Consider the following 26,086-nt stretch of genomic DNA (forward strand, 5'->3'; position numbering starts at 1 on the left):
GGCGATCGGCGGCACCCCCGGGCCGGGCGGCGCAGACCCCGGCTCACCGGTCCGGCCCACCGGCCCCGCCTCAGTGCGTGCGGGCGAAGTCGCCCCACACCGAAACGCCCGCGTCGGCCGTCCGGGCATCGGCCCGGTAGGTGTCGTCCTTGGCGTCCCGGCCGCCCGGCGCGTGGTCGTACCGTCCGGCGAAGAGGTGCTGGCCGACCGGGACGGTCCGGCCCGCCCGGAGGGTCCAGCGGTAGACGAGGACATCGCCCTCCACCCGCACGCTCACGGTGAAGTCCTCGGCGGGCAGGCTCAGCCGGCTCCCGGCGTCCTGGACACCGGCGGTCCGGGCGATCCGGAGCTCCACCGTCAGCGAGGTCAGCGGCTTGCGGGCCTTCAGCGTGACGTTGCTCTGCGCCCAGGCCGTGGTGCCGGCCGGGTCGACCGAGCCGTCCGACCAGAGCGGGCCGTCCTCGGTGTGCGAGCCGGCGGGCGGGGCCGCGGCCGAGGCCGGTGCGGTCGGGCCGGCCGGCGTGGACGGTGACCCGGTGGCCGCGGGGCGCGAGGCGGCCGCGGACCGCGCGGGGTCCGGCACGGCCGGCGCCGTGGCGACCGGGGACGGCGGGGCGACGGACCGCGGCGGCGAGGGGCTCGGCGAGGGGCTCGGCGCCGTCGGGCCGGTGACCCCGGCCGGCCGGGGGGCCTGCTCCCGGACGACGGAGGCGACCGCGAACCCGCCCGCCACCAGGGTCGCGGCGGTGGCCAGGGCGGTGACCCAGACCCTCGGCCAGGAGGCGGCGCCGGTTCGCGCCCGGGCCCGCCCCGGACGGGCCTCGCGGGCGGTGCCGCGCTCCACCCGGGCCAGCATCCGGGCCCGGTCCGGCCGGTGCGCGGCCGCCGCCTCGCGCAGCAGCGCGCGCAGGTCCTCGTCCATCAGTTCCTCCTCCCCACCAGCACGTCGGCGGCGCGCCCGCCGAGCATCCGTTCCAGCTCGGCCAGGCCCTTGGAGGTCTGGCTCTTCACCGTACCGACCGATATCCCCAGGGCCAGGGCGGTGTCCTTCTCCGAGAGGTCGAAGGCGTGCCGCAGCACCACGCAGGTCCGCTTGCGGAACGGCAGCCGGCGCAGCGCCTCCCGGACGTCCACCACGGCCGCCACGTCGGGTCCGTCGGCGTGCTCGGCGCGCCGGTCCCAGAACAGGGTGACCCGGCGGCGCTCGCGCACGGCGCTGCGGATCCGGCCGCGGGCCATGTTGGCGACCACGCCCCGGGCGTACGCGACCGGACTGCCGGCCCGCCGCACCCGGTCCCAGCGGTGCCAGAGGGCGACCAGCGCGTCCGCCGCGAGGTCGTCGGCGGCGTCCGCCTCACCGGTCAGCAGGTGCGCGAGGCGGGCGAGTTCGGCGTAGTGGCGCTCGAAGAAGTCGTGGAACTCCGCGGATGCGTCGTCGACGGCCATGCCGTGGGTGACCTCTCCGTGTGATGCGCCCCTTCCCGGCGGGAGCGGGGCGGCAGCTTACCAATCGGTGGACGGGCGCCGCGGGGGCCCGCCCGCCCCCGCGGCGCCCGGCCGTCAGCCGGTGACGGCCCCGGTCGCCGGGCGGGGCGCGACGGTGCCGGCAGCGGTGAGCACGCCCGCGCCCGCGGTCCTGGCCAGCTCCCCGGGCAGACCGGAGGCGTCGGCGCGGTAGCCGGCGGTCAGCGTCGGGGTCCAGTTCACGGTCGTCCTGATCTTCTTCGAGTTGGCGGCGTTGTACGCGGCCACCAGGTCGGTGACCTTCCCGTCGACCAGGTTCCCGCTGCCCGCGACCGCGCCGGTGCCGTCCCCGCTGAGCAACTGCGAGACCTTCCGGTCCGCCGACAGGGCCCAGTAGTTGCCCTGCGCCACCACCTGCGCGCCGGCCCGCGAGTTGATGCTGTAGCTCGCGCCGTAGCCGTTCAGCTGCGCCGTCTCGTAGTAGTTGTTGTACAGGTGGACCTGCCCGACCCGGGCCAGCGGCGCCCGCTGGACGATGCCCTGGAACACGTTGTGGTGCAGGGTCACCCGCAGCCTGGTGTCGTTGTCGCTGCTGCCGATGAGCATGGTCTTGTCGTGGTTGGTGAAGCGGTTGTACTCCACCGTCACCAGGTCCGAGGCCTTGGTGATGTCGAGCGCGCCGTCGTGCACCTGGTACTCGCGCCCGAAGTAGGCCGGGTTCGACCGGTCGTAGTGCGGGCCGTCGCCGAAGGTGTTGTGGTCGGCCCACACATGGGTGGCGCCGCGCAGGGTCACCGAGTCGTAGGCCGAGTTCCAGTTGCCCGAGGAGCCGTCGGTGGGGTCCCACTGCGGGAAGCAGTCCCGGGTGTCGGTGAAGGACAGGTTGCGGACGATGACGTTGTCCGCGTCCTTCAGCTGGAGGCTGCCGCCGGTGATCGTCGCCCCCGTCCCGGGCACCCCCACGATGGTGGTGCGGGACGGCACCGGCAGCACCACCCGGGCCGCCTGCCGGGCCTGGGCGGCCGCCCTGGCGTCCTCCTGCGCGCCGGACGGCAGCTTGGAGCGGCCCCAGGTCGCCGGGTCGTAGGCCTTCAGGTAGCCGGCGAGCGAGTAGCCGGTGCCGGAGGCGTAGTCCGCGCAGTCCAGGGGCTTGCCGGAGTCGTCGGTGTTGGCGTCGATGACGCCCTTGACCTGGATGATCCGCGGCGCGCCGGCCTTGCCGGCCTTCAGAGCCTTCACCAGCCCGGCCCGGTCGGTGACCGTGAAGACGTGCGCCGCGTCGGCGGCGGAGCCGCCGGTGGTGCCGGAGCCGGCGGCGGCCCAGCCGTCCTTGGCGGGCAGCGCCGCGTGGCCGAGGTCGGCGACGGCCGCCTGGGCGCTCATGACCAGCGGTACCGCGCCCAGGCCGGCGGCGGCCAGGACGGCGGCGCCCACCAGGGCGAGCCGCCGGGCGGCGGGGGAGCGGCGGTGCGAAGGAGCAGACACGTGAGGTGTTCCTAACGGTGAGGGGCCCTGTCCGGTCCTCAGTTGCCGCCGCCACGGGAAAGGTTGCCGCGGGGGCCCGGTTTTTTCCGGGCCCGGTCCGCCGCTACTTCTTGCGGGTGGCCTCCCGCCAGATCAGCCGGGGGATGCTCGGCCGGACCTCGGTCGTCACCACGCCCATCGCCTTCCGGACGAACCGGCCCTCGGCCAGCTCCCGCAGCATCGCCGCGGCGAGGTCGGCCCGCGCGGTGAACACCCCGTCACCGCTGTTCTCGGCGACCTGGAAGTCCGTCACCACCGGGTGGTCGAAGAGACCGGACGGTCGGGCGACCGTCCAGTCCAGCTCACCGGCCTCCAGCACCGCCTCCATCCGGCGCATGTCCTCGTGGGCGGTCCGGGCGATCACCCGGTTCACGTACGGATCCAGCACGTGGTTGAAGAAGAAGGCGCCGCTCGGCCGCCAGGCCGGATCGGTGACGCTGGAGCCGACCGCCACCAGCCGCTTCACCCCGTGCCGCGCCATCGCCTCGGCGGCGTTGCGGATCCCGACCGAGTAGACGTCGACCGGCCGCCGGCCCGGCGGCACCCCCAGCGCGGAGACCACGGCGTCGCCGCCCTCGACCGCCGCGTCGAGCGCGCCCGGGGCGGTGACGTCCGCGGCGACGGTGGTGAGTCCGGCCCGGGGCGGCAGCGCCGCGGCCCGGCGCGCCACCGCGGTGACCTGGTGGCCGGCGGCCAGGGCCTGCTCGACGAGTTCGCGGCCGGTGGGACCGGTGGCGCCGAGGACGACGATGCGCATGGGTTCACTCCTCTCCCGCCCCGGACGCTCCGGGGCCTGTGGACGCCTTGACACTGCCGCCCGGTGGCGTGATATTCCACCGTGATGAATAAATTACGAGGCCGCCCGCGCGGCAACCCGCCCACCAAGGACCTGATCACCGAGGCCGCCCGGGAGCTGTTCCTGCGGCACGGCTACCGCGGTACCACCGTCCGGGCGATCGCCGCCGAGGCGGGTGTCGACTCGGCGCTGATCAGCTACCACTTCGGGTCCAAGCAGGGCCTGTTCGGCGTGGTCACGCAGGTCCAGTGCGCCCGGTCGCTGGCCCTGGCCCCGGCCCTGGCGGGCGACCCGGACGGCCTGCCGGAGCGCCTCCTGCGGGCCGTCACCGACCTCTGGGACGACACCGGGTTCAACCGGCTCGCCGTCCAGAACGAGGACGTGATGCGGGTCTTCCGGGAGTACCTGGACCAGGAGGTGCTGGCCCGGATCGCTGAATATCTCGGCGGCCCCGACGCCACCGACCGGGCCACCGCCGCCGTCACGGTGATCGGCGGCCTGATCTTCACCCGCTACCTCAATCCGCTCCCCACCCTGGCTCGACTGTCCTCCGCCGACGTCCGCCGGATCCTCGCCCCGACCCTCCACGCCGCCCTGCGCCCCCGCCCCCGCACCCACCCCCGCCACGGCCTGCGGCCGGCCGCCCGGCCCGCCCCGGCGGGCCGCCGCTGACCTCCGTGGTGCGGGCTCCAGCCGCTTCCGGGCCAACCGGCCGGTCCGGCGGCCGGGAGCCCCTGAGATCATCCACCCATGCCGCCGTCCACCCCCACCGCCGGGCGCCCGGCCACCGCCGCCCCGCCCGACGCCCGCCTCGACGCCCGCCTCGACGCCACCGACCGCACCGAGGCGCTCTTCACCGGCGAGTTCGAGATCCACGTCACCGTCCGCTGCGAAGGCCGGGAGCTGCAGCGGCTCGACCGGTGGGCGGTGGACCGGGGCGTGAAGCTCACTCACATCGTCCTCGCCCGAGGCCGGACCACCTCGCAGCCGATGCTCACCCTGGGCGGCCCCGGCACCCTCCGGGAACAGCGGCGGACCGCCCGGGCCACGGCGGCGGAACTGCGGGACGCGGGCTTCGAGCCGATCCGGGTGAAGATCGAGGCGACCCCGTGGACCAGCGGGGTGCCGGCCACCGACGCGGCGGCCGCACGGCTCGGCCCCGCCTTCTACTTCGAGCACCACCTCAAGGTGCTGCTCGGCCCCGGCACCGGCCGTGAGGACCTGGCCGGGGTGTCCGGCCCCCACGCCGCGCACGTCTCCTGGAACGCCCGGCGGACCGACCGGGCCGGCCGGCAGGAGCGCTTCGTCACCCAGCGCTGCCACGGCGTCGGCCTGGCCACGGCCGGCGAGCGGCTGGCCCGGCTGGTCGACGCGGTGTCCGGCGCGGGCTTCGAGATCGTCTCGGTGGAGCGGGAGTTCGTGGTGTCCGACAGCGACATCACGGTCGACGACGGCTGGCTCGACGACGCGTCCGTCGTCGGCCGGGAGGAGGAACGGTCATGACCGGCGGCTGGGGTTCGTTCGACCGGCGCAGCACCGAGGTGCCCCGGGACCCCCTGGAGGAGGCGCAGCGCGCCCGCCTCGGCGTGCCGCTCACGCTCCGCCCGGTCCCCGGGGCCGGGGTGGTCCAGCGTCCGGTCTTCGACCCGGCCCTGAAGCAGCATCCGAACGCCTACCGCGCGGCCGACCCGCGGTTCGCCGACCCGGCCGTGGGGGTGCGCTGGGTGGCGGCCCGGCGGCTGGCGATGGACCTGGTGCTGGAGGCGATCGCGGAGTCCGGGTGGGTCGACCATCTCGTCCTGCGAGGCAGCGTGCTGCTCAGGGCCTGGTTCGGCGATGCCGCGCGCGAGCCGGGCGACCTCGACTTCGTGGTCGTCCCGCGGACCTGGAGGATCGAGGAGGAGCGGACCACGGCCATGCTGGACGGCATCGCCCGCGCGACCGTGCGGGCCGCCGGGCATGACCCCGGCACCGTGGGCTTCGACGCCTCCGCCGCCGTCAGCGAGGACATCTGGACGTACGACCGGGTGCCCGGCCGCCGGCTGGTCCTGCCCTGGACCGCGGACGGACTGCCCGGCGGCGTGGTCCAGCTCGACTTCGTCTTCGACGAGCGGCTGCCGGTGGAACCCGAGCCGGTCCTGCTCCCGAGACTCTCCGGCGGCCCCGGCGAAGCCCTGTTGAACGCGGCGACCGCCGAGCTCTCACTGGCCTGGAAGATCATGTGGCTGGTCTGCGACGCGCATCCCCAGGGCAAGGACCTCTACGACGCGGTGCTGCTGGCCGAGCACTGCGAGCTGCGCCACCAGGTTCTGCGGGACACCTTCGTCGACGGCCTCCCCGGAGAGCCGCTGGGCCGGGTGCGGCCGGAGACCCTGACCGGCCTGGCGGAAACGGTCGAGTGGAACCACTTCGAGGCGGAGTACCCGCACCTCGCGGGTGGCGAGGCCGACCAGGTGCGCCGCCTCGCGGCCGCGCTCGCCCCGACCTTCCGCGAGGGGGCGGCCGCCGACGGGCCGGGACTCGGCCGCTGATGGCTGGAGCCCTGGGCGCAGCACCGCCGCCGGGGCTCCGGCGCCCTGCGGCCCGATCGCTGCCGGCCCGCCCCGAGCGGTGGGCCGGCGGCCCGGGCGGGCGCACCGCTCGCTGCACCGTTTGCCATCCGGGTCGGCATCCGGGTCTCGGCACACGAGGGCATGCAAAAGGCCCCACCGAGCGGACTCGGTGGGGCCTTTGTGCTGTTCAGCAGCTGTGGCCAGGGCCGGGGTCGAACCGGCGACCTTCCGCTTTTCAGGCGGACGCTCGTACCAACTGAGCTACCTGGCCGTACTGCGCCGTCCCTTGCGAGACGAGCGATCCTGACGGGACTTGAACCCGCGACCTCCACCTTGACAGGGTGGCGAGCTAACCAACTGCTCCACAGGACCTCGTGCGGATCTCATCCGCTTCGGCTTCTTGCGATGCCGACTTTACTACGTTACTACGTGCCCCCAACGGGATTCGAACCCGTGCTACCGCCTTGAAAGGGCGGCGTCCTGGGCCACTAGACGATGAGGGCTTGCGGCCTGTCCGGTTCTGAAGTTTCCAGCGTTCGGGGACGTCGAGAAGCATATGGGATGCCGGGCGGATCGCCAAAACGGTTTCGTCCGGTCAGGCGTGGCGCGGGTTCCGGCGTGCTCCGCGGGCCTCCGGGGCGGGGGCCCGCAGGCGTCGGGGGTGGCTCAGGACCAGCCGAGCTCGTCCAGCTCGTGGTCGTCGAAGCCGAAGTGGTGGGCGACCTCGTGGATCACCGTGGTGCGGACCTCGGCCACCACGTCCTCGCGGCTGTCGCACTGCCGCAGGGTCGGGCCGCGGTAGACGATGATCCGGTCGGGCAGGACGCCGGCGTACCACTCGCCGCGTTCGGTCAGGGGAGTGCCCTCGTAGAGGCCGAGGAGGTCCGGGGCGGTCGGGTCGGGCTCGTCCTCGACGAAGACGGCGACGTTGTCCATCATGGCCGCGAGCTTCGGGGGGATCTGGTCGAGGGCGTCGCTCACGAGCAGCTCGAAGTCTTCCCGGGTCATCTCCACGGTTCATTGTCGGCTCTGGGGTGACGCGGTGCCAGGTCATCGGCCCAGGTGTTTCATGGGGTCATGAGTTCGGAGCGGACCTTGCGGCCGAAGGCCGGGAGCGGGAGCGGGAGCGGTGGCGGCGCGGTGCGCCGGCCACCGGTGCTGCGCGGGCAGTGGCCGGCGGTGGGCGTGGTCGCGGTGGGCGGCGCGCTCGGGGCGTCGGCGCGCTACGGGGCGGGGCTGTGGTGGCCGACCGGCGGTGCGGAGCAGTTCCCGTGGACGACGCTGCTGGTGAACGTGGTCGGCTGCGCGGTGATCGGGGTCTTCCTGGTGGCGGTGACCGAGGGCCGGCCGGTGCATCCGCTGGTCCGTCCGTTCTTCGGCACCGGCGTGCTGGGCGGGTTCACGACTTTCTCGACGTACGCGGTGGACATCCACCGGCTGTTCGACGAAGGCCGGCCGGGGGCGGCGGTGGGCTACCTGGGGCTGACGCTGCTGGCCGCGCTCGGCGCGGTCGGGGCCGCCGCCGGTCTCACCCGGTGGCTGATCCGCCGTCCGGCCCGCGGCCGGTCCGGCCTGGACGGCGGGGGCGCGCGGTGAGCCGGCTGGTGGGGGCGGCGCTGCGGCTGACCGTGGTCGTCGGCGAGTACGACACCTGGCACCACCGGCCGCTGTACAGCGAGATCGTCCACCGGGCGCACGCGGCCGGCCTGGCCGGGGCGAGCGTGTTCCGGGGCGTCGAGGGGTTCGGGGCCTCGTCCGTGATCCACACCTCCCGGCTGCTGTCGCTGGGGGAGGACCTGCCGGTGGCGGTGGTGATGGTCGACACCGAGGAGCGGGTGCGGGCCTTCCTGCCGGAGCTGGACGAGCTGGCCCCGGAGGGGCTGGTCACACTGGAGCGCTGCGAGGTGCTCCGCCCCCGGCCTCCGGCGGTGGGCGGGTCGGGGGCGGAGACCGAGGGGGAGCACGGATGAACTGGCTGCTGGTGGTGGCGGGGGCGGTGGTCGGCGCGCCGCTGCGGTACCTGACCGACCGGGCCGTCCAGGCGCGGCACGACTCGGTGTTCCCGTGGGGCACCTTCGTGGTCAACGTGGCCGGCTGCCTGGTGCTCGGACTGCTGACCGGCGCGGTGGCGGCCGGCGCGGCGTCCTCGCGGCTGCAACTGCTGCTCGGCACCGGGCTGTGCGGGGCGCTGACCACGTACTCGACCTTCTCGTACGAGACCCTGCGGCTGGCCGAGGGCGGGGTCCGGCTGTACGCGCTGGCGAACGTGGCGGGCAGCATCGCGGCCGGGCTGGCGGCGGTGTACGCGGGCACGGGGCTGGCGCACGCCCTCTGGGGCTGACACCGGGCAGCGGCCCGCGGGCGCGCCGGTGGGGCGCGCCGGGCTGCGCCGAGCGGATGGCCGGCGCGGCGTTCGTGGCCGGGCGCCCGTGTCCCCGTCGGCCGGAGCGCGTTGGGCACCGGAAACGGCCGTGCGCAGCGGGCGGCCGCGGTGGGGCGGCAGGAGAGGGAGCTCGGTGACTGCGGTGCGTTCGGTGCGTTCGGTCCAGGCGGTTCGTGCGGTGGAGGCGGGTGCGGTCCGGCCGGGGCGCGCGCCCCGGGTGTCGGCGGTGCGGGTGCTGGCCCCCCGGGCCCGGCGGCTGCGGACGGGGGCGGTCCGGGCGGCGGCCGCGCTGGCGGTGGCGGGCCTCGGGCTGACGGGCTGCATGTCGGTGGGCCCCAGCTCGGACCAGCGGAGCGGGTCGCTGCCGGTCGGCTCGGCCGGTACGGCGGGCCGCAGCGGTGCGGCCGGTGGTGCGGCGGGAGCGGGCCACGCCGGGGCGGGGCGCACCGAGCGTCCGACGGCGGTGCAGGGGGACGGGACGGTGTCGCCGGCCGCGGCCGTGCCGGGCGAGCAGCCGCCGGTGCTGCCGGGCGCGGCGCCGGCGGCTGTGGTGGCCGTCCCCGGGGGTGTGCCGGGCGAGCCGGAGCAGACGGCTCCGGCGGCCGGCCCCGGGGCCGGCGGCGGGCTCTCGCCCGCGCCCACGGCGGGCGGCGGCCCGGGCGGCTCCGGGGCCACCGGCAGCCCGGCGGCGAGCACCAGCACCCCGTCCCAGCCGTCACCCACGCCCGACCGCACCACGGCGGCCCCGACGGCCACGCTGATCCCGCTGCCCTCGCCCGGTAACTCCGGATCGTCGGCGCCGACCCAGGCGACGAGCGGCCATTAGCGGCCTGGCCAGGGCATTTGCCTATGATCCCGAGGTTCGTCTATGGTAGTAGATCGTTACTTTGAACCATTTGCTTGGCGCCCTATTCCCATCTGGCGCCCTTGGCGCGTTCCGGCGATCCGTGGCTGACCGCATAGAGGCGGTTGAGACCAGAACCCCGGACTTAGGCGCGTGCCACTTCCGGAAGGTTTTGCATGTCTCTCGTTGACGACGCCCGCTTCGCCATGCCCGCGAACGAGTCCGCCGCCGATGTTCCCACCTCCGAGACCGAGCTCACCGAGCTGGCCGGTCCCGACGACTTCACCGACGAGATCGCCACCGACGAGGCCGACGACGTCGAGCCCGCCGAGCCCACCGTCACCTTCGCCGACCTCGGTCTGCACGACGACGTGGTGCGGGCCCTCGCCAAGCGCGGCGTCACCACCCCGTTCCCGATCCAGGCCGCGACCATCCCGGACGCGCTGGCCGGCAAGGACGTGCTGGGCCGTGGCCGCACCGGCTCCGGCAAGACCCTGAGCTTCGGCCTCCCGCTGCTCACCCGCATCGCCGGGGCCGAGGGCCGCACCAAGCCCAAGCACCCGCGCGGCCTGATCCTGGTCCCGACCCGCGAGCTGGCCATGCAGGTGGCCGACGCCCTGGAGCCCTTCGGCTCGGTGCTCGGCCTCAAGCTCAAGGTCGTCTGCGGCGGCACCTCGATGTCCAACCAGATCTACGCGCTGGAGCGCGGCGTCGACGTCCTCGTCGCCACCCCCGGCCGTCTGCGCGACCTGATCAACCGCAACACCGCCAAGCTCGACGAGGTCATGGTCACCGTCCTGGACGAGGCCGACCAGATGGCCGACATGGGCTTCCTGCCCGAGGTCACCGAGATCCTCGACAAGGTGCCGTCGGGCGGCCAGAGCCTGCTCTTCTCGGCGACGCTCGAGAACGAGATCGACAGCCTGGTCAAGCGCTACCTGAAGAACCCGGTCACCCACGAGGTCGACGCGGCCCAGGGCGCGGTCACCACCATGAGCCACCACATCCTCGTGGTGAAGCCCAAGGACAAGGCGCCGATCACCAACGCCATCGCCGCCCGCAAGGGCCGGACGATCATCTTCGTCCGCACCCAGATGGGCGCCGACCGCGTCGCCGAGCAGCTGATCGAGGCCGGCGTGAAGGCCGACGCGCTGCACGGCGGGATGACCCAGGGCGCCCGTACCCGGGTGCTCGGCGACTTCAAGGACGGCTACCTCAACGTCGTCGTCGCCACCGACGTCGCCGCGCGCGGCATCCACGTCGACGACATCGACCTGGTGCTCAACGTCGACCCGGCCGGCGACCACAAGGACTACCTGCACCGCTCGGGCCGCACCGCCCGCGCCGGCCGCTCCGGCGCCGTCGTCACCCTGGTGCTGCCGCACCAGCGCCGCGGCGTGTTCCGCTTGATGGAGGACGCGGGCGTCGACGCCAGCCGTCACATCCTCGACCACGCCTTCGACGCCGAGGTGGCCCGGATCACCGGCGCCCGCTCGCTCGTCGAGGTCCAGGCCGAGAGCGCGGCCGGCATCGCCGGTGCCGCCGAGCGCGAGCTCGCCGACATGACCCGCCAGCTGGAGCGCGCGCAGCGCCGCGCCACCGAGCTGCGCGAGGAGGCCGACCGCCTGGCCGCCCGCGCGGCGCGCGAGCGGGCCGAGCTGGGCATCGAGGACGAGGCCCCGGCCGCCGTCACCGAGGACGCCGCGGCCGAGGCCGGCACCGAGACCGCCGCCCCGGCGCCGGTCGAGGAGGAGCGCGTCCCCGCCTACCGCGAGGCCCGCACCGAGCGTCCCTCCTACGGCGACCGCGACAGCCGCGACAGCCGTGGCTCGGGCAGCTTCAACCGTGACCGTGACGACCGCGGCGGCCGCTCCGGCGGCTTCAACCGTGACCGTGACGACCGTGGCGGCCGCTCGGGCGGCTTCAACCGTGACGACCGTCCGGCCCGTTCCGGCGGCTTCAACCGTGACGACCGTCCGGCCCGCCCCTTCGGCGACCGTGACAACCGCGGTGGTGGCTCGGGCTTCAACCGTGACGACCGTGGCGGCCGCTCGGGCGGCTTCAACCGTGACGACCGCGGCGGCCGTTCGTTCGGCGACCGTGACAACCGCGGTGGTGGCTCGGGCTTCAACCGTGACGACCGTCCGGCCCGTTCCGGCGGCTTCAACCGCGACGACCGTCCGGCCCGCTCCTTCGGCGACCGTGACAACCGCGGTGGTGGCTCGGGCTTCAACCGTGACGACCGTCCGGCCCGTTCCGGCGGCTTCAACCGTGACGACCGTCCGGCCCGCTCCTTCGGCGACCGTCCGGCCCGCCCGTTCGGCGACCGCGACGAGCGTGGCAGCAGCAGCCGTCCGTTCTCCCGCCGCGACGACCACCGCTCCGGTGGCCGCCCGCAGGGCACCGGCGGCGGCTTCAACCGTGACGACCGCGGCGGCCGCTCGGGTGGCTTCAACCGCGACGACCGCGGCGGCAGCTTCAACGGCGGCGACCGCAAGCCGCGCTGGAAGAACTGACGCGTCGTAGGTCCCTGGGACCCGCGTAGTACCAAGGCCCCGGGCCCGCTCCACTTCGGTGGGGCGGGCCCGTCGGCGTTCCCCCTCGGCTCGGCCCGGCCGCCCCACCCGTTGTTCTTGGAGTGAGAATAACCGGTGGCGCCCGACCGGCCCGCTCGCATACCGTTCCCGGCATGAGCAGCAGACTGCACGAAGTGGCCGCGGTGAACGAACAGATCGTCGCCCGGGGGAGCTACCGCGCGCCCGGGGGCGAGCTGGTGGAGCTGACCGCGCGGCTGGCCGCCGCCCGGGCCGGCACCGTCTCCTACACCCCGGAGGCGCTGGCCGCGCTGGCGGCCCGGAGCAGGCCGGGGGGCGGCGCCGGGGCCGTCGAGGTGACGGCGGAGGGCAGCATGCAGGCCGCCCGCCGACTGGTCGCGGCCGGCGGCGGCCGGGTCGGGGTGCTCAACTTCGCCTCCGCGCGCAACCCGGGCGGCGGCTACCTGCGGGGCGCCAAGGCCCAGGAGGAGGACGTCTGCCGCAGCGCCCTGCTCTACACCTGCCTGCTGGAGGCCCCGGACTACTACCAGGCGCACCGCGCGTCCGACGACCTCCGCTACAGCCACCGGGTGATCTTCTCGCCCGCCGTGCCGGTGCTCCGGGGCGACGACGGCGCCCTGCTCGGGCAGCCGTACGAGGTCGACTTCCTGACCTCGCCGGCACCCAACGCGGGCCAGCTGGAGCTGCGTTCGGCCGACGTGGACGTCCGTGAGGTGCTGGCCGAGCGGGCCCTGCGGGTGCTCGCTGTGGCCGCCCGGCACGGCGTACGGGAGCTGGTGCTCGGCGCCTGGGGCTGCGGGGTGTTCCGCAACGACCCGGCCCAGGTGGCCGAGGCCTTCGAGGCGGGGCTGGCCGAGTACGGCGCGGCCTTCGACCGGGTGGTGTTCGCGGTCTGGGACCGCACCCGCGTCTCCGCCAACCGGGCGGCCTTCGAGGTCAGGTTCGGCGCCGCCGTCGTGCCCGGCGCCTGACCGGCGGGCGTGCGGGGGCGGCTCAGCCCTGGCGGGCCGTCACCACCGCCGAGGTCGCCGCCACCACACCGGTGACGGTGAGCACGGCCGGCCAGGCACCGATCTTCTTCGCGAGCGGGTGCGAACCGCCGAACGCCGCCACGTACAGACCGGTCAGCGCCGCCGCGGCCACCGGGCCGGCCTGCCGCCGCCACCCCACGGCGGCGGTCGCGCCGGCCACCGCCAGGACGGCGCCGCCCAGCTCACGCCGGCCGCTCCAGCGGGCCACGCCGTAGCCGCCGACCAGACCGGTCGCCGCGACGAGCGCGGTGGGGATCTTCGCCATCATCCACTCCAGAGCCGGGCCTCGGTCCTGCGCCTGCAGCACCTGTCCCTCCGACCATAACCCGGCCCCTGAACACGCCCGGCGGCAGCGTGCCATGATCGGCCGATGAGCACCGCCGCCGCCGAAGTCCTCTCCGTCGTCCTGCTGATCGTGGTGCTGGCCTTCGCCGTGGTCCGCCCGCGCGGCTGGCCGGAGGCTGCCGCCGCCGTCCCCGCCGCCGGACTGCTGCTGGCGGTCGGCGCGGTCGGCCCCGCCGAAGCGTGGGCGCAGACCCGCGAACTGCTGCCCGTCGTGGGCTTCCTGGCCGCCATCCTGGTGCTGGCCAAGCTCTGCGCCGACGAAGGGCTCTTCGAGAGCGCCGGACAGCTGGTCGCCAAGGTCTGCCACGGCCGGCCCGGCCGGCTGCTCGGCGGCGTCTTCGGCGTCGCCGCACTGGTCACGGCGGTCCTCAGCCTGGACGCGACGGTGGTCCTGCTCACCCCGGTGGTGCTGGCCACCGCGGCCCGGCTGGGCGCCCGCGCCCGCCCGCACGCCTACGCCTGCGCCCACCTGGCCAACTCGGCCTCGCTGCTGCTGCCCGTCTCCAACCTGACCAACCTGCTCGCCTTCACCGCGAGCGGGCTGACCTTCACCCGGTTCGCGGTCCTGATGGCGCCCGCCTGGGTGGTGGTGATCGGGATCGAGTTCGTGGTGTTCCGGCGCTTCTTCCGGGCCGACCTCGCGGCCGGCGCGCCGCTGCCGCCGCCGCGCGGCCCGGTGGCCGTCCCGCTGTTCACCCTGGTGGTGCTGGGCCTCACCCTGCTGGGCTTCGCGGTCACCTCGCTGGCCGGCGTCAACCCGGCCTGGGCGGCGCTCGGCGGAGTGCTGGTACTGGGTACCCGGGCGCTGCGCCGCGGGGACGCCACCGTCCGGGAGCTCGTCGGCGCGGCCGGAGTGTTCTTCTGCCTCTTCGTGCTCGCGCTCGGCGTGGTGGTCAAGGCGGTGGTCGACAACGGGCTCGGCGCCGGCCTGGACCACCTGCTGCCCGGCGGCGACAGCCTGCCCGAACTGCTCGCCGTCGCCGGCATCGCCGCCGTCCTCGCCAACCTGATCAACAACCTGCCGGCCACCCTCGCCCTGCTCCCGCTCGCCGCGGCCGGCGGGACCGGACCGGTGCTGGCCGTCCTCGTCGGCGTCAACCTCGGCCCGAACCTCACCTACGTCGGCTCGCTGGCGACCCTGCTGTGGCGGGGACTGCTGCCCGAGCCGGTGGAACTGAAGGTGTTCACCCGGCTCGGGCTGATCGTCGTCCCGCTGACCGTGGTCGCGGGGACGGTCTGCGTCTGGGGGATGCTGCAGCTGGTCGGTACCTGACGCCTGTCCTCCCGGGGTCAGCCGCCCTGCCGGGCCTCGGCCTGCTCCTGGAGGAGACCGGCGATCCGGGCCAGGTCGTTCCCGATGTCGATCACCCCGTCGATGTCCGCCGAGTAGGCGCCGTTCACCGCCAGGAAGAAGGTGTGCAGCCGGCCGTGGCCCGCGTCGAGGTAACCGCTGATGGTGTCGGCGCCCACCGCCAGACGGTCGTTGAGGGCGTCGAACCCGGCGACCGTCCCGGTCTTCGCCCACACCTTGCCCTTGCCGGGACAGCTGGGGCAGCCCTCGCAGACGAAGGCCAGCAGGCCGTCCACTCCGAGGATCGGCAGCGCCAACCGGAACCTGGTCGCCTCCGGGGTGCCCTGCCAGTAGTGCAGGAGTTCGCTCTCGATCCGCGGGGTGACCCGGTCGACCGGGTTGCCGCCGCGGCCGTCGAGCAGCTGGGCCTGGGTCGGGTCGATGCCGGCCTGTCGCAGGAACCCGGTCAACACGGGGAAGCCGTCCGCGCACCGGCTGTTGCCGGCTGCCACGGCCATCAGGCAGATCCCGAGGTTCGCCCCCAGGTTGTGGCTGACCTTCAGGATCAGCTTCGCGTACTCGGCGTAGACCGGGGAGACGTACGCGGCGACCCGCGGGGTGCCGTCGTAGGAGGCCGGCAGCAGGCCGGACGGGTTCGGGCCGACCGGCGGGGCGGTGACCGTGACGCCGGCCCGGGCGAGCGCCTCGATCAGCGCGGTGCGCCCGAAGGCCGCCGGATCCTGGACGCCGGAGATCCGCAGGGTCGGCGGCGCGTCGGCCGCGATCGTCCCGGACAGCGTGATCCGGGTGCCGTCCGGCGAGGCGGAGACCGCGATGTCCGTCGTACCGCCCGCCGCGACCGTCCGCACCGTCGACTCCACCTGGTACGGCGCGACCTGCGGCCGCCAGCTGAGCTGCGCGGGCTGCCCGGGGGACGTCGCGGTGGTCAGCAGGTCGATCACGTTGTCGTTGACGATGATCGGGTCCGGGCTAGGGTCCAGCTCCGGGAAGGAGGTGAAGAGCCGGTTGTCGATCACCACGTCACCGTTCACCCGGGTGATCCCCGAGCTGCGGACCTGGCCGGCGATCTCGTTCAGACCCGCGAGTGGGTCCTCCGGCGTGAGGGTCGCGCCGGGTACGTCGTTGGCGTAGGTGTGGTCGATCGGGGTGTACGAGACGGAGCCGTCCGGCGCCGTCCGGCCGCCCATCGTCAGGTCGCCCTGTGCGACCAGGGCCAGCGAGCCGTCCAGGGTGGAGCCGCTCCGCTGCCCCAGCGCCTGGACCGGCGTGGTGAAGCGGTGGTCGCCGCCCAGGGTGTGCCAGGTACCCGACACGCTGATCAGCTTGGCCGTCGAACCGGGGATGAAGAACTGGTCCGGGTAGAGCGAGTGGACGACCCGGCCGGTGCTGTCGTCGACCTCCAGCAGCCCCCACTGGGCGTGCTGGTAGACCGGCTTGGCCATGATCGCCGCGATCTCGGCGCCCAGATCGTCGTGCGGGCCGCCGGCCGCGGCCGGCCCGGCGGCGGCGACGGCCGCGAAGGTCACCACGGCCGTGGTGAGAGCCGCTGCCCAGGTACGGAGCGGTCGGTCGATCGGTGTCATCAGGTCACCTGTCCCGAGGCGTGTTGCGATGGCTGCTGGTTCCCGGCCGAGCCGCCGGGGCGCGGGGAGCGCTACGACCGCCGACGGGCCGCCGCGTGTCCACCGGGGCAGCCGTCGGCACCGGTGATCCGGCGGCCGGCGGTCAACGACCCGGCGTCGAGTGACTCCTGGTGGTCGAAAACACACTGAATGTCGCCATTCGAGCATGGCCGGGCTCCGGGGTGAGGGATTCACCCGCCTGGTCGCGCGCCCGGCCCCGTCCCGGGCGGTTGACGCCCGACCCCCGACCCCCGATCCCCGGGCGCCCCGTCCGTCGTCCGGCGGGCGGGGCGGATCCCGCGCTTCGAGACGAAGCATCGTATTCGGTTCGCTGATGGCTGACTGTGGCCGAAAATGCCAACTTCCCTGCGGCCGAGGTTCGATACTCACGCCGTGACCGCTCTCGTTCCTGAACCCGCTCCCCCCGCAGCCGCCTTGACCTCCGGCGCCTCAGCCGTCCCTGCCCCGTCAGCCGTCCCTGTTCCGTCAGCCGCCCCTGCTCCCTCATCCACCCCCGTCCCCCCGTCCACCCCCGCCGCCGGGGTGACCGCCGCCGCCGAACCGGCCCTGCGCGTCAGCGCGTTGGAGCTCTTCTTCGACCTTGTCTTCGTCTTCACCATCACCCAGCTCACCGGCAGCCTGGCCCACCACCTCACGGTCGGCGGGATGGCGCAGGTGCTGGTGATGCTGGCGGTGATCTGGTGGATGTACGACGCCTTCATCTGGCTGACCAACGCCATGCCGCCGTCCACCCACGCTCGCCGGGGCACCCTGCTGCTCGGCATGGCCGCGTTCCTGGTGGTCTCGCTGGCCGTGCCGCACGCCTTCGAGGGCAGCGGGGTCGCCTTCGGCTGGGCCTACCTGGTGATCGTCGCCGTCCACACCGGCATGTTCGCGGCTGCCGGGGTGGCGGTCGCCTCGGTCCTCCGGATGGGCGGTCTCAACCTGGTCAACACCGGCTTCGTGGTCGCCGGTGGCTATCTCTCCGGCAACGCCCAACTGGGCTTCTGGGTGGCGGCCTTCGCGCTCCAGTTCGCAATCCCCCGGCTGGTGGACCTGCCGCGGTTCCAGCTCCGCGCCGACCACTTCGTGGAACGGCACGGCCTGATCGTGATCATCGCCTTCGGCGAGTCCGTCATCGCCATCGGCGTCGGCGCGGGCGACGCGACGCTGTCCGCCCCGCTGATCGCCACCGCCCTGCTCACCCTCGCCGTCTGCGTCGGCCTCTGGTGGGCCTACTTCGGCCACGACGACGACACCCGGGCCGAGCACCACATGGCCGGCCTCAGCGACGCCCGGCGCAACCAACTCGCCGTCAGCGTCTACAATCTGGGCCACTACGGACTGCTGCTCGGCGTCCTGCTCTTCGCCGCGGGCGTCAAGTCGGCGGTCGCCCATCCGGGCGATCCCGTCACCTCGGCCCAGGCCGCCGCACTCGCCGCCGGCGTCGCCCTCTTCCTGGCCGCCAACGCCGCCGTCCGCCGCACCTTCGGCCTCACCCCGCTGCTGCCCCGCCTGGTCGCCGCCGCCGTCCTCACCGTCACCGTCCCCCTGGGCACCGGCGTTTCCGCCCTCGCCCAGGTGGCGGCCACGGCCGCCGTCCTGGCGGCCGCCTTCGGCTACGAGGAGTGGACTGTCCGAGCCCGGTGAAAGACTGCCCGAGGCGAGCAACGGCACCGAGTGGATGGGGAGTGGTCCGGGCATGATCATCAAGGACGGCCTGTACCGGGTCCGCAACGTCGCCGGCGGCCTCCTGCTGGAGATCGCCGACGGCAGCAACCGCAGCGGCGCCAAGGCCCAACTCGGCCAGGACAACGGCACCCCGGCCCAACTCTGGAAACTCACGGCCGTCCACCCCGGCGGCGCCCTCTACCACTTCGAGAACGCCGCCAGCGGCAAGCGCCTCGACGTCACGGGCGCCTCCACCGAGAACGGCACCCTCGTCCAGCAGTGGTCCGCCAACGCCTTCGGCGCCCAGGAATGGCTCCTCGAACAGCACGTCGAATCCCCCGGCACCTTCACCCTCACCAGCTTCGTCAGCGGCAAGGCCCTCGAAGCCGTCGCCCCCGCCACCACCCCGGGCACCCCCGTCCGCCAATGGGAGGACGAGGACAGCCCGGGGCAGTGGTGGCGGCTGGAGCGGCAGTAGGGCAGCACCGGCCGGGAGGGCCGGGGTCCCACCTGGAACGGTGGCCCCGGGACGGCCGTCGAGGACGTCGGTCCTGCCCCCGTCGGCCTGCTCACGATCCCGGGGCAGGCGGGCGGTTGCTCGACACGGCGGCAACGATCTCTGCAGCCACCGACCGGGCAGGTTGGTGCTCCCAGAACCGCAGGACCACCCAGCCCGCTTCCTCCAGATGTCGGGAGGTCTCGATGTCGCGCGCGACGTTCCGGTCCAGCTTTTCCGCCCACCAACCGCTGTTCGCCTTGGGGCGGGTCGCGTGCTCCGGGCATCCGTGCCAGAAGCACCCGTCCAGGAAGACCGCCACCTTGGCGCGGGTGAAGGCCACGTCGATGGTGCGTCGGCGCATCCCCGGTACGGGGAGGCCGACCCGGTAGCGCAGGCCGGAGGCATGGAGCAGCTTCCGGACGGCGACTTCGATCTCGGTGTCCTTCCGCCGCTGCCGACTCATCCGGGCGGAGACGCCGTCGGACGACGGAACGAGGACGGGCTTCGCCGGAGGCCCGAGCCGTCCCCGGCTGTCGGTGTCGCTTCCGGTGGGGCCCGGATCGCCTGTTGCGGCGGGCCCGGTCCGGGCCGAGGGTGCGGAGTCCTGCCGTGCGGGGCGGACGCCGTTGCCCAGTTCGTCCTCGGGCCGACTCATCTGTGCAATCCCTCTGTCGTTGCGCCTGTTCCTCTGCAACCACGGTAGGACGCGTCACCGACATGTACCGCCTGTGGTTTCCGCGCGTTCGCGACGTTCGCCGTGGCAGGGGGAGGTTCTAGGCCGCCAGCCGCTTCCGCAGCTCCGCCAGCTCCGCCTCCGTCACGCCCTGGGCCAGGACGTACCGCTCCACCGAGCCGTGGGTCTCGCGGATCCAGGTGAGGGAGGAGTGCAGGAGGGCGGCGGTGACCGGGCGGGAGGTGCGTTCGGTGCCGGTCTCGTCGACGTAGGGGGTGGGGCCGTCGAGGAGGTCCAGGCCGGTGTTGGAGAGCAGGAAGTCCGCGGTGATCTCGGCGTCGGTGGCGCTGAGCAGGGCCTGGAGGACGGCGATGGTGAGGCCGGTGCGGTCCTTGCCGACGGCGCAGTGGATCAGGGCAGGGAGGGCGCCGGGGGTGATCAGGCGGCGAATGGTGGCGGCGACGGAGGGGCCGGCGTACCGGGGGAGGTAGAGGTACAGGTCGGCCTGGTTGTCGGGCCAGGGCTGGTCGCTCTCCCGGTCGGCGGGGAAGGTCGGCAGGTGGAGGGTCTCGTGGTCGAGGCCGTGGCGACGGTCGGGCCAGTTGTCGAGTTCGGCGGCACTGCGCAGGTCGACGACGGTCCGCAGGCCGAGGGCCTTGAGCTGCTGGGCCCCCTCGGGGGTGAGGGTGTGGAGGGAGCCGGAGCGGTAGATCCGGCCCGGGCGCAGGCTGCCGGTGCCGTCCACGCCCCCGGCGTCGCGGAGGTTGCGGACGCCGGGGACGGTGACGAAGGCGCCGGCGGCCCGGTGGGTGGCGGCGGCCGGCGGGGCGGGCGCGGGTGCTGAGTCGAACTCGCGGTCGGTCATGGGATCCACGCTAGGGCGGCGGGCCCGGTGAAGCGGGGAGATCGGGGGAAGTCAGCGGCCGCCGGCGAGGTCGAGGAAGGCGCCGGTGGTGTACGAGGAGGCGGGCGAGAGCAGGAAGAGGATCGACTCGGCAACCTCCTCGGCGGTGCCGCCGCGTCGCATCGGCAGGTCGGGGGCGACCCGGTCGACCCGCCCCGGCTCGCCGCCCAGGGCGTGGATGTCGGTGTGGATCAGGCCCGGCCGGACGGCGTTGACGCGGACGCCCTCGTCGGCGACCTCCAGGGCCAGCCCGCGCGTCATCGAGTCGAGGGCGCCCTTGGACGCCGCGTAGTCGACGTACTCGTTGGGCGAGCCGAGGCGGGCGGCCGCGGAGGAGACGTTCACGATGGCCCCGCCCTTGCCGCCGTACCGGGTGGACATCCGGCGGACGGCCTGGGCCGCGCAGAGGAACGGGCCGGTGATGTTGGCGGCCCAGATCCGGGTCAGCCGCTCCTCGTCGAGTTCGTCCAGCCGGGCCTGGCGTTCCAGCGAGCCGGCGTTGTTCACCAGGGCGGTGAGCGGGCCGAGTTCGGCGTCCACGGTGGCGAAGAGCCGCTCGACCTCGCTGCTTCGGCTGACGTCCGCCCGGACGGCGATCGCGGTACCGCCGTCGGCGCGGACGGTGTCCACCACGCGGGCGGCGGACGCCTCGTCGGCGCGGTAGTTGACGCAGACGCGGTAGCCGCGCCGGCCGGCGAGCAGGGCGGTGGCGGCGCCGATGCCTCGGCCCCCACCGGTGATGAGGATGGTCTCGGACATGCTCCGACCGTAGCCCAGGACGCGGGCCGCCGGGGGGCCGGCGACCGACCGGTGGACGGGGCGCGGACGGGAGCTGGTCCGGCGGTGGTGACGGCCTCCGGAATTGGCTCGCTCCGCCCGCCCCGCCCACGGCAGACTCGGCCGTACCCCTTCGTACGGTCGCCCGCGACCAGGGCCCGACCGAGGAGCCGCCATGACCGCACCCACCACCCCAGAGCCCACCCCTGAGCTCACCCCGGAGCCCACCCCTGAGCTCACCGCTGAGCCCCCCGCTGAGCTCACCGCTGAGCCCCCCGCGTCCGCACCTGCGCCGGCGCCCGGGGACGTCCTGCTCTCCGGCATCGTGGGCTCGACGGCGTACGGGCTCGCGCACGCCGGCTCCGACCTGGACCGCCTCGGGCTCTTCGCCGTCCCCACCGAGGCGCTGCACGGCCTCGACCGTCCGGCCGAGTCCCGTGTCACCACCGAGCCGGACATCACCCTGCACGAGGCCGCCAAGTGGTGCCGGCTCGCCCTCGGCTGCAACCCGACCGCCTCCGAGCTGGTCTGGCTGCCGGACGAGCTCTACGAGACCCGTACGCCGCTCGGTGACGAGCTGATCGGGATCCGCACGTCCTTCCTGAGCGCCAAGGCGGTGCGCGGTTCCTATCTCGGCTACGCCCAGCAGCAGTTCCGCAAGCTCCTCACCCGGGACACCACCGTCCCGGCCACCCGCGCGCGGGCCGCCAAGCACGCCCGGCACCTCGTCCGGCTGGTCGAGCAGGGCGTCCGGCTGCACGAGACGGGCGCGGTGGTCCTGCGGGTCGACGAGCCGGAGCGGGTCCGCGAGCTCGGGGTCCGGATCGCCGACCGCCCCGACCTCGCGGTCGACCTGCTGGCCGCCGCCGAGCACCGGTTCGCCCGCCCGGGAGTCCTGCCCTCCGCCCCGGACGCCGCACCCGCCGAGGCCTGGTTGCGCCGGGTCCGGGCCGCCCACTACACCCCGCCGGCCGGCTGCTGAGCCGCGCCCGCGGTCGGGGCGCCCTCCGCGCCGGGTGCCGGCGCCGTGCACAACGCCCGACGCGCCCCCGGCAATCCGCTGGCGGATGCCGGGGTGTCAGCAGGTAGGATCACCCCGGCAGGTGCCGTACCGCGACGAGCGGCGGGCGCAGGCCGGCGGGCCGCTAGCTCAATTGGCAGAGCTGCGGACTTTTAATCCGTAGGTTCAGGGTTCGAGCCCCTGGCGGCCCACAGGATCAGCAGGTGTTCGAACGGCGCGCCCCCGGAGTCCGGGAGGCGCGCCGTTCGGTTCCGGGCCGTTGACGGGCGTCGGGTCCGGCCGGTGCCGGCCCTGGGGGCGCCGGCCCCGACCGCCGGACCCGGGCGGACGGTCACCCCCCGCTCCGAGCCCCGCTCCGAGGCCCGTGCCGTCACGTCGGCCCCGTCACGTCCCCCCGGTCAGGCTCCGCGAAATGACCCGCCACTGGATCCGGTTGGCCGCATCCAGCGCTCCACCGGGTGGTCGGCAGCGTAGGCCGGTGCCGCCGCGCACCTCCTCGGGCTGGGTCGGGTGTCGTAGGCGGCGGTACCGAAGCAGGCTCGGCAGGTCGGCCTTGCCGAAGGTGCGCACGGCCTCCCGCGCGAATTCGTGGGTGGCTTCGAACTCGGCCACCCGTGGGACGAGTTCGCCCTCGGTGAGGCGCCGGGCCAGGTCGAGCAGGTCGGCGGCATCCTCGGTGGGAGGGACATCCTCGCTGGGAGGGATGCGCTGGACCTCTGTCGGGCCACCTCGCTTGGCGTCGGCCGCGGTGACCGCGGCAGGTCCTCCAGAGCGACGGCCTCCCCGTCCTCGGCGTCGGAAGGTGCGGTCAGGGTGGCGCCACGGCCTTGGCGTGCAGGGCGGGGGCGGCGTTGGCCGTGCACACCACGCGGCCGGCCCAGCGGATCATGTTCGGGGCTCCTGCGGGCGAGGGCTGGAGGTGCCGCCCTTCCCATCATGTGGACATCTCCCGGCCCGGACCTGGTCCCGTCGCGGTCGTCCGTGTGCCCGCCAGGCGCCCTCCGGAGCCGGTGGGCACACGGACGACCGCGGCGCCCTCCCCGGTGGGCGGACGACAGGAAGTCAAGGATCTGCTGGCAAGGTGTCGGAAAATCTGAGCATACTGGTGAAAATAATTGCGATCATTCTGCTCTAGGATCGCAACCATGACTCGACGACTTGCGGCAGTGGCGAAGAAGGTCGGGATGAGTGAGGCGACGGTCAGTCGCGTGCTCAACGACAGGCCCGGCGTGTCGGAGAGCACCCGGGTGGCGGTGCTGACGGCGCTGGACGTGCTCGGCTACGAGCGGCCCACGCAGTTGCGCGGCCAGCGGTCGCGACTGGTGGGCCTGGTCCTGCCGGAGCTGCAGAACCCGATCTTCCCGGCCTTCGCCGAGAGTGTCGGGGCGGCGCTCGCCCAGAACGGTTTCACGCCGGTGCTCTGTACCCAGACGGCCGGTGGCGTGTCCGAGCCGGAGTACGTGAACCTGCTCCTGCAGCAGCAGGTGTCGGGGGTGGTGTTCTTCGGTGGGCTGTACGCCCAGGACGACGCTCCGCACGGGCACTACGCCCAGCTGTTCGAGCGCGGGGTGCCGACCGTGCTGCTGAACGCCGGCAACGGCACGCTCGACTTCCCGCGGGTGTCCTGCGACGACGCGGTGGCGGTGGAGCAGGCCTTCGGCCACCTGCGGCAGCTCGGGCACGACCGGATCGGGCTGATCCTGGGGCCGCAGGACCACGTCCCGTCGAACCGGAAGCTCGCGGCGGCGCGCGCGACGGCGGCCCGGTCGGGGCTGGAGCTGCCCGCGACGATGGTGGAGCGGGCGCTGTTCTCGATCGAGGGCGGCCAGGCGGCGGCGGGCCGGCTGCTGCGGCACGGGGTGACCGGGATCGTCTGCGCCAGTGATCCGCTGGCGCTGGGCGCGATCCGGGCCGCGCGCCGCCACCGGCTGGCCGTCCCGGAGGACCTCTCGGTGATCGGGTACGACGACTCCTCGTTCATGACCTGCACCGATCCGCCGCTGACCACCGTGCGGCAGCCGATCGAGGCGATGGCGAAGGCGGCGGTGGACCTGCTGGTCAGCGAGATGGCGGGGGCCCGGGTGGACCACGACGAGGTGTCCTTCGAGCCGGATCTGGTGGTCCGGGCGTCCAGTGGTCCGGCGCCCGGCCGCGGCGGCGCCGTCGCGGGCCGCGGCGCGCTCCCGGAGGTGGCGGCGGCGGGGCCGTTCCCGGCGGTGTGAACGGCGTCGCCGGCGGTCCGTGAGGGGGCCGGCCGGGCGCTTGCGGCGGGGTTTTCAGGAGGGTGCGTGCTGCGGCACGCACCCTCCTGTCATGTCCAGGATCACCCAGTTACGGTCCGGCGGTTCGCAAAGTCACGACTAAGCATCGTGTTTTTGCGAAATCCTGTAGACATCTTGTGGTCATCTGTCGAGGGGTGGTTAAGTGAGCGGCGCCGCCAGGGGTCACCCGTCGGAGGGCCCGCACAGGGTCCGCGACGGACGCTCCCCGGGGGCACCAAGAGCCGCGCAACCTGGTGCATCACCTCCCGCACGTCGCACGTCCCCGCACCGTCCGCAGGACGGGGCGGCCCCCACCGGAACCACATGGGCTCTCCTGCGCCCCGAGCGCCGACCGTGCCCACCGTGCTTGTAGAAGGGTCCACCCGAACATGAAGACAAACGGGCTTCTCCACAGATCGGCCGTCGCGGTCGTCGTCGCCGGCCTGGCGTTCTCGGCCGCCGCGTGCAGCAGCTCCGGCGGCGGTTCGTCGTCCGGCGACAACGGCAAGGCGAGCGACGCCGCGGCCCCGCTGGACCCGGCCACCAAGGTCACCATCACCGCCGACTGCCAGCCGCCGACCACCAAGCCCGCCGAGCGCAAGCAGTGGGACGACGACATCGCGGCGTTCAACAAGATCTACCCGAACGTCACGATCAAGGCCACCGACGGCTCGCCGTGCGAGGAGCCCGCGAAGTTCACCGCGCAGCTCGCCGGCAAGACCCAGCCCGACCTCTTCTACGCGTACTTCACCGACACCAACCAGATCCTCGACGCGGGCGGCGCGCAGGACATCTCGGCGTACGTCAACGAGAAGACCGTCCCCGCGCTCAAGGACATCGACCCGTCGGTGCTCAGCACCCTCAAGGACGCCGACGGCAAGCTCTACGGTCTGCCGGTCACCAACTACAAGATGGGCCTGATCTACAACCGCAAGCTCTTCAAGCAGGCCGGTCTGGACCCGGACAAGCCGCCGACCACCTGGGCCGAGATCCGCGAGGACGCGAAGAAGATCGCCGCGCTCGGCAACGGCGTCAACGGCTACGGCGACTACAGCGCCACCAACCAGGGCGGCTGGCACTTCACCGCCGAGCTGTACGGCCTCGGCGGGAAGATGCTCTCCGACGACGGCAAGAAGGTCGCCTTCAACAGCGCCGAGGGCAAGCAGGTCCTGCAGAACCTGTACGACATGCGCTGGACCGACAACACCATGGGCGCCACCCAGGGCCTGAAGTGGCCGGACCTGATGACGCAGACCTCCACCGACAAGCTCGGCATGTACGTCGGCGCGCCGGACGACATCACGTACATGGTGCAGACCCTCAAGGGCAACTACGAGGACTACGGCATGGGCCCGATGCCGGGCGGCAAGTCCGCGCTGCTCGGCGGTGACGGCCGCTTCTTCAAGAAGGGCTCCACCCCGGACCAGATCAAGGCCGGCGTCGCCTGGGTCAACTTCAAGTACCTCACCATGGGCAAGGGTCAGTTCGACTACTCCCGCAACAAGACCGACGGCCTGCCGGTCGGCATCCCGCAGCCCAGCTTCTTCGGCGGCGCCTCGCTCGCGGCCGACAACACCGCCAAGGCCGCCAGCGCGACCGTCCCGGTGCAGAACTACGCGCCGTACGTCTCGACCCCGGTGCCCGGCAAGACCGAGCCGGCCAACGCCCAGCAGCTGTACAAGGTGCTGGACGCCGCCGTCTCCGCCGTGCTGACCGACAAGAACGCGGACATCGCCAAGCTGCTCACCGACGCCGAGAGCCAGGCCAACCAGGTCCTCTCCAGCCTCCAGTAGCAGCGGACGGGGGCCGGCCGACCGGCCGGCCCCCGTACCCCTGGCAACCGTCCGACCAG

The 26,086-nt window shown here is 73.9% G+C and carries 26 protein-coding genes and 4 tRNA genes; 16 read left to right on the top strand and 14 right to left on the bottom strand.

The window, feature by feature from the left end; genetic code table 11:
- Positions 1-70 precede the first annotated feature (70 nt).
- The 4 genes from J2S46_RS22255 to J2S46_RS22270 all read right to left on the bottom strand — a co-directional run bounded on the left by J2S46_RS22255 (position 71) and on the right by J2S46_RS22270 (position 3,745).
- Positions 71-922: a hypothetical protein gene (locus J2S46_RS22255; protein ID WP_191292595.1), complete on the bottom strand. Its 852-nt coding sequence runs from the start codon at positions 920-922 to the stop codon at positions 71-73.
- Positions 922-1,446 carry a SigE family RNA polymerase sigma factor gene (locus J2S46_RS22260; protein ID WP_191292594.1) on the bottom strand — a complete coding sequence of 175 codons (525 nt, stop codon included), beginning with the start codon at positions 1,444-1,446 and terminating at the stop codon, positions 922-924. The genes J2S46_RS22255 and J2S46_RS22260 overlap by 1 nt, the downstream gene beginning before the upstream one ends.
- 114 nt (positions 1,447-1,560) lie before the next feature.
- Positions 1,561-2,949 carry a pectate lyase family protein gene (locus J2S46_RS22265; RefSeq protein WP_191292593.1) on the bottom strand — a complete coding sequence of 463 codons (1,389 nt, stop codon included), beginning with the start codon at positions 2,947-2,949 and terminating at the stop codon, positions 1,561-1,563.
- Positions 2,950-3,052: 103 nt separating this feature from the next.
- Positions 3,053-3,745, bottom strand: coding sequence for an NAD(P)-dependent oxidoreductase (locus J2S46_RS22270; protein ID WP_191292592.1), 693 nt, complete (start codon positions 3,743-3,745; stop codon positions 3,053-3,055).
- An 84-nt stretch (positions 3,746-3,829) separates the two neighbouring features.
- Between J2S46_RS22270 and J2S46_RS22275 the strand changes: the two genes are divergently transcribed.
- The 3 genes from J2S46_RS22275 to J2S46_RS22285 all read left to right on the top strand — a co-directional run bounded on the left by J2S46_RS22275 (position 3,830) and on the right by J2S46_RS22285 (position 6,315).
- Positions 3,830-4,456 (top strand): TetR/AcrR family transcriptional regulator, encoded by a 627-nt coding sequence (locus J2S46_RS22275; protein WP_191292591.1) that lies wholly within the window; start codon positions 3,830-3,832, stop codon positions 4,454-4,456.
- Positions 4,457-4,534: 78 nt separating this feature from the next.
- Positions 4,535-5,287, top strand: coding sequence for a hypothetical protein (locus tag J2S46_RS22280; protein ID WP_229913123.1), 753 nt, complete (start codon positions 4,535-4,537; stop codon positions 5,285-5,287).
- The gene (locus tag J2S46_RS22285) at positions 5,284-6,315 is read left to right on the top strand and encodes a nucleotidyl transferase AbiEii/AbiGii toxin family protein (protein ID WP_191292590.1); all 1,032 of its coding nucleotides are present in this window, start codon (positions 5,284-5,286) and stop codon (positions 6,313-6,315) included. Before J2S46_RS22280 ends, J2S46_RS22285 begins: the two co-directional genes overlap by 4 nt.
- A 218-nt stretch (positions 6,316-6,533) precedes the next feature.
- On the opposite strand, the gene J2S46_RS22290 is transcribed toward J2S46_RS22285, so the two are convergent.
- The 4 genes from J2S46_RS22290 to J2S46_RS22305 form a co-directional block, all read right to left on the bottom strand.
- Positions 6,534-6,607 (bottom strand) — tRNA-Phe (locus J2S46_RS22290).
- A 27-nt stretch (positions 6,608-6,634) separates the two neighbouring features.
- A tRNA-Asp gene (locus tag J2S46_RS22295) sits at positions 6,635-6,708 on the bottom strand.
- Positions 6,709-6,766: 58 nt separating this feature from the next.
- Positions 6,767-6,839, bottom strand: a tRNA-Glu gene (locus J2S46_RS22300).
- 163 nt (positions 6,840-7,002) lie between these two features.
- Positions 7,003-7,344 (bottom strand): metallopeptidase family protein, encoded by a 342-nt coding sequence (locus J2S46_RS22305; RefSeq protein WP_073925579.1) that lies wholly within the window; start codon positions 7,342-7,344, stop codon positions 7,003-7,005.
- 69 nt (positions 7,345-7,413) lie between these two features.
- On the opposite strand from J2S46_RS22305, the gene crcB (J2S46_RS22310) reads away from it, so the two are divergent.
- The 6 genes from crcB (J2S46_RS22310) to J2S46_RS22335 all read left to right on the top strand — a co-directional run bounded on the left by crcB (J2S46_RS22310) (position 7,414) and on the right by J2S46_RS22335 (position 13,089).
- Entirely contained in the window at positions 7,414-7,932 is a 519-nt protein-coding gene (gene crcB, locus J2S46_RS22310) for a fluoride efflux transporter CrcB (protein WP_191292589.1), read from the top strand.
- Positions 7,929-8,306 carry a DUF190 domain-containing protein gene (locus tag J2S46_RS22315; protein WP_191292588.1) on the top strand — a complete coding sequence of 126 codons (378 nt, stop codon included), beginning with the start codon at positions 7,929-7,931 and terminating at the stop codon, positions 8,304-8,306. The genes crcB (J2S46_RS22310) and J2S46_RS22315 overlap by 4 nt, the downstream gene beginning before the upstream one ends.
- Positions 8,303-8,677, top strand: coding sequence for a fluoride efflux transporter CrcB (gene crcB, locus J2S46_RS22320; RefSeq protein WP_191292587.1), 375 nt, complete (start codon positions 8,303-8,305; stop codon positions 8,675-8,677). The genes J2S46_RS22315 and crcB (J2S46_RS22320) overlap by 4 nt, the downstream gene beginning before the upstream one ends.
- 175 nt (positions 8,678-8,852) lie before the next feature.
- The gene (locus J2S46_RS22325) at positions 8,853-9,545 is read left to right on the top strand and encodes a hypothetical protein (RefSeq protein WP_191292586.1); all 693 of its coding nucleotides are present in this window, start codon (positions 8,853-8,855) and stop codon (positions 9,543-9,545) included.
- A 194-nt stretch (positions 9,546-9,739) separates the two neighbouring features.
- Entirely contained in the window at positions 9,740-12,079 is a 2,340-nt protein-coding gene (locus tag J2S46_RS22330; RefSeq protein WP_191292585.1) for a DEAD/DEAH box helicase, read from the top strand.
- A gap of 173 nt (positions 12,080-12,252) precedes the next feature.
- Entirely contained in the window at positions 12,253-13,089 is an 837-nt protein-coding gene (locus J2S46_RS22335) for a TIGR02452 family protein (RefSeq protein WP_191292584.1), read from the top strand.
- 22 nt (positions 13,090-13,111) lie between these two features.
- Here J2S46_RS22335 and J2S46_RS22340 read toward each other — a convergent pair whose 3' ends face one another.
- A complete protein-coding gene (locus tag J2S46_RS22340) occupies positions 13,112-13,414 on the bottom strand; it encodes a hypothetical protein (RefSeq protein ID WP_370882323.1) in 303 nt (100 codons plus the stop codon).
- A 105-nt stretch (positions 13,415-13,519) separates the two neighbouring features.
- On the opposite strand from J2S46_RS22340, the gene J2S46_RS22345 reads away from it, so the two are divergent.
- Positions 13,520-14,767 carry an SLC13 family permease gene (locus J2S46_RS22345; protein WP_191292583.1) on the top strand — a complete coding sequence of 416 codons (1,248 nt, stop codon included), beginning with the start codon at positions 13,520-13,522 and terminating at the stop codon, positions 14,765-14,767.
- 17 nt (positions 14,768-14,784) lie between these two features.
- On the opposite strand, the gene dacB is transcribed toward J2S46_RS22345, so the two are convergent.
- The gene (gene dacB, locus J2S46_RS22350) at positions 14,785-16,389 is read right to left on the bottom strand and encodes a D-alanyl-D-alanine carboxypeptidase/D-alanyl-D-alanine endopeptidase (RefSeq protein ID WP_191292582.1); all 1,605 of its coding nucleotides are present in this window, start codon (positions 16,387-16,389) and stop codon (positions 14,785-14,787) included.
- Between the two features lie 582 nt (positions 16,390-16,971).
- Between dacB and J2S46_RS22355 the strand changes: the two genes are divergently transcribed.
- Together J2S46_RS22355 and J2S46_RS22360 are read left to right on the top strand one after the other, a co-directional pair.
- On the top strand, positions 16,972-18,078 hold the full coding sequence (locus J2S46_RS22355) for a low temperature requirement protein A (protein ID WP_191292581.1): 1,107 nt from the start codon (positions 16,972-16,974) through the stop codon (positions 18,076-18,078).
- 52 nt (positions 18,079-18,130) lie between these two features.
- The gene (locus tag J2S46_RS22360) at positions 18,131-18,577 is read left to right on the top strand and encodes an RICIN domain-containing protein (protein WP_229913122.1); all 447 of its coding nucleotides are present in this window, start codon (positions 18,131-18,133) and stop codon (positions 18,575-18,577) included.
- 91 nt (positions 18,578-18,668) lie between these two features.
- On the opposite strand, the gene J2S46_RS22365 is transcribed toward J2S46_RS22360, so the two are convergent.
- The 3 genes from J2S46_RS22365 to J2S46_RS22375 form a co-directional block, all read right to left on the bottom strand.
- Positions 18,669-19,061 (bottom strand): very short patch repair endonuclease, encoded by a 393-nt coding sequence (locus J2S46_RS22365; protein ID WP_191292608.1) that lies wholly within the window; start codon positions 19,059-19,061, stop codon positions 18,669-18,671.
- A gap of 310 nt (positions 19,062-19,371) precedes the next feature.
- Positions 19,372-20,136, bottom strand: a complete 765-nt coding sequence (locus J2S46_RS22370; protein WP_191292579.1) for a tyrosine-protein phosphatase — start codon at positions 20,134-20,136, stop codon at positions 19,372-19,374.
- Positions 20,137-20,187: 51 nt separating this feature from the next.
- Positions 20,188-20,934 (bottom strand): SDR family oxidoreductase, encoded by a 747-nt coding sequence (locus J2S46_RS22375; RefSeq protein ID WP_191292578.1) that lies wholly within the window; start codon positions 20,932-20,934, stop codon positions 20,188-20,190.
- A 193-nt stretch (positions 20,935-21,127) separates the two neighbouring features.
- Between J2S46_RS22375 and J2S46_RS22380 the strand changes: the two genes are divergently transcribed.
- Together J2S46_RS22380 and J2S46_RS22385 are read left to right on the top strand one after the other, a co-directional pair.
- Positions 21,128-21,934, top strand: coding sequence for a nucleotidyltransferase domain-containing protein (locus J2S46_RS22380; protein ID WP_191292577.1), 807 nt, complete (start codon positions 21,128-21,130; stop codon positions 21,932-21,934).
- A 157-nt stretch (positions 21,935-22,091) separates the two neighbouring features.
- Positions 22,092-22,164 (top strand) — tRNA-Lys (locus J2S46_RS22385).
- A gap of 193 nt (positions 22,165-22,357) precedes the next feature.
- Here J2S46_RS22385 and J2S46_RS22390 read toward each other — a convergent pair.
- Complete coding sequence (locus J2S46_RS22390) at positions 22,358-22,585, bottom strand: hypothetical protein (protein WP_191292576.1); 228 nt, start codon at positions 22,583-22,585, stop codon at positions 22,358-22,360.
- 533 nt (positions 22,586-23,118) lie between these two features.
- On the opposite strand from J2S46_RS22390, the gene J2S46_RS22395 reads away from it, so the two are divergent.
- Together J2S46_RS22395 and J2S46_RS22400 are read left to right on the top strand one after the other, a co-directional pair.
- Positions 23,119-24,195 carry a LacI family DNA-binding transcriptional regulator gene (locus J2S46_RS22395; protein WP_191292575.1) on the top strand — a complete coding sequence of 359 codons (1,077 nt, stop codon included), beginning with the start codon at positions 23,119-23,121 and terminating at the stop codon, positions 24,193-24,195.
- 428 nt (positions 24,196-24,623) lie between these two features.
- Positions 24,624-26,027 carry an extracellular solute-binding protein gene (locus J2S46_RS22400; RefSeq protein ID WP_191292574.1) on the top strand — a complete coding sequence of 468 codons (1,404 nt, stop codon included), beginning with the start codon at positions 24,624-24,626 and terminating at the stop codon, positions 26,025-26,027.
- Positions 26,028-26,086: the final 59 nt, after the last annotated feature.

It is taken from the genome of Kitasatospora herbaricolor, from assembly GCF_030813695.1.
In the GTDB taxonomy this organism is placed as follows: domain Bacteria; phylum Actinomycetota; class Actinomycetes; order Streptomycetales; family Streptomycetaceae; genus Kitasatospora; species Kitasatospora herbaricolor.

Coding starts and splice junctions, on each gene's coding strand:
- J2S46_RS22270 (WP_191292592.1), bottom strand. CDS start 3,745: ATGCGCATCGTCGTCCTCGGCGCCACCGGTCCCACCGGCCGCGAACTC.
- J2S46_RS22395 (WP_191292575.1), top strand. CDS start 23,119: ATGACTCGACGACTTGCGGCAGTGGCGAAGAAGGTCGGGATGAGTGAG.
- J2S46_RS22335 (WP_191292584.1), top strand. CDS start 12,253: ATGAGCAGCAGACTGCACGAAGTGGCCGCGGTGAACGAACAGATCGTC.
- J2S46_RS22365 (WP_191292608.1), bottom strand. CDS start 19,061: ATGAGTCGGCAGCGGCGGAAGGACACCGAGATCGAAGTCGCCGTCCGG.
- J2S46_RS22260 (WP_191292594.1), bottom strand. CDS start 1,446: ATGGCCGTCGACGACGCATCCGCGGAGTTCCACGACTTCTTCGAGCGC.
- J2S46_RS22285 (WP_191292590.1), top strand. CDS start 5,284: ATGACCGGCGGCTGGGGTTCGTTCGACCGGCGCAGCACCGAGGTGCCC.
- J2S46_RS22345 (WP_191292583.1), top strand. CDS start 13,520: ATGAGCACCGCCGCCGCCGAAGTCCTCTCCGTCGTCCTGCTGATCGTG.
- J2S46_RS22360 (WP_229913122.1), top strand. CDS start 18,131: ATGATCATCAAGGACGGCCTGTACCGGGTCCGCAACGTCGCCGGCGGC.
- crcB (WP_191292587.1), top strand. CDS start 8,303: ATGAACTGGCTGCTGGTGGTGGCGGGGGCGGTGGTCGGCGCGCCGCTG.
- J2S46_RS22370 (WP_191292579.1), bottom strand. CDS start 20,136: ATGACCGACCGCGAGTTCGACTCAGCACCCGCGCCCGCCCCGCCGGCC.
- J2S46_RS22375 (WP_191292578.1), bottom strand. CDS start 20,934: ATGTCCGAGACCATCCTCATCACCGGTGGGGGCCGAGGCATCGGCGCC.
- J2S46_RS22400 (WP_191292574.1), top strand. CDS start 24,624: ATGAAGACAAACGGGCTTCTCCACAGATCGGCCGTCGCGGTCGTCGTC.
- J2S46_RS22380 (WP_191292577.1), top strand. CDS start 21,128: ATGACCGCACCCACCACCCCAGAGCCCACCCCTGAGCTCACCCCGGAG.
- J2S46_RS22305 (WP_073925579.1), bottom strand. CDS start 7,344: ATGACCCGGGAAGACTTCGAGCTGCTCGTGAGCGACGCCCTCGACCAG.
- J2S46_RS22330 (WP_191292585.1), top strand. CDS start 9,740: ATGTCTCTCGTTGACGACGCCCGCTTCGCCATGCCCGCGAACGAGTCC.
- crcB (WP_191292589.1), top strand. CDS start 7,414: ATGAGTTCGGAGCGGACCTTGCGGCCGAAGGCCGGGAGCGGGAGCGGG.
- J2S46_RS22340 (WP_370882323.1), bottom strand. CDS start 13,414: ATGGCGAAGATCCCCACCGCGCTCGTCGCGGCGACCGGTCTGGTCGGC.
- J2S46_RS22275 (WP_191292591.1), top strand. CDS start 3,830: ATGAATAAATTACGAGGCCGCCCGCGCGGCAACCCGCCCACCAAGGAC.
- dacB (WP_191292582.1), bottom strand. CDS start 16,389: ATGACACCGATCGACCGACCGCTCCGTACCTGGGCAGCGGCTCTCACC.
- J2S46_RS22255 (WP_191292595.1), bottom strand. CDS start 922: ATGGACGAGGACCTGCGCGCGCTGCTGCGCGAGGCGGCGGCCGCGCAC.
- J2S46_RS22280 (WP_229913123.1), top strand. CDS start 4,535: ATGCCGCCGTCCACCCCCACCGCCGGGCGCCCGGCCACCGCCGCCCCG.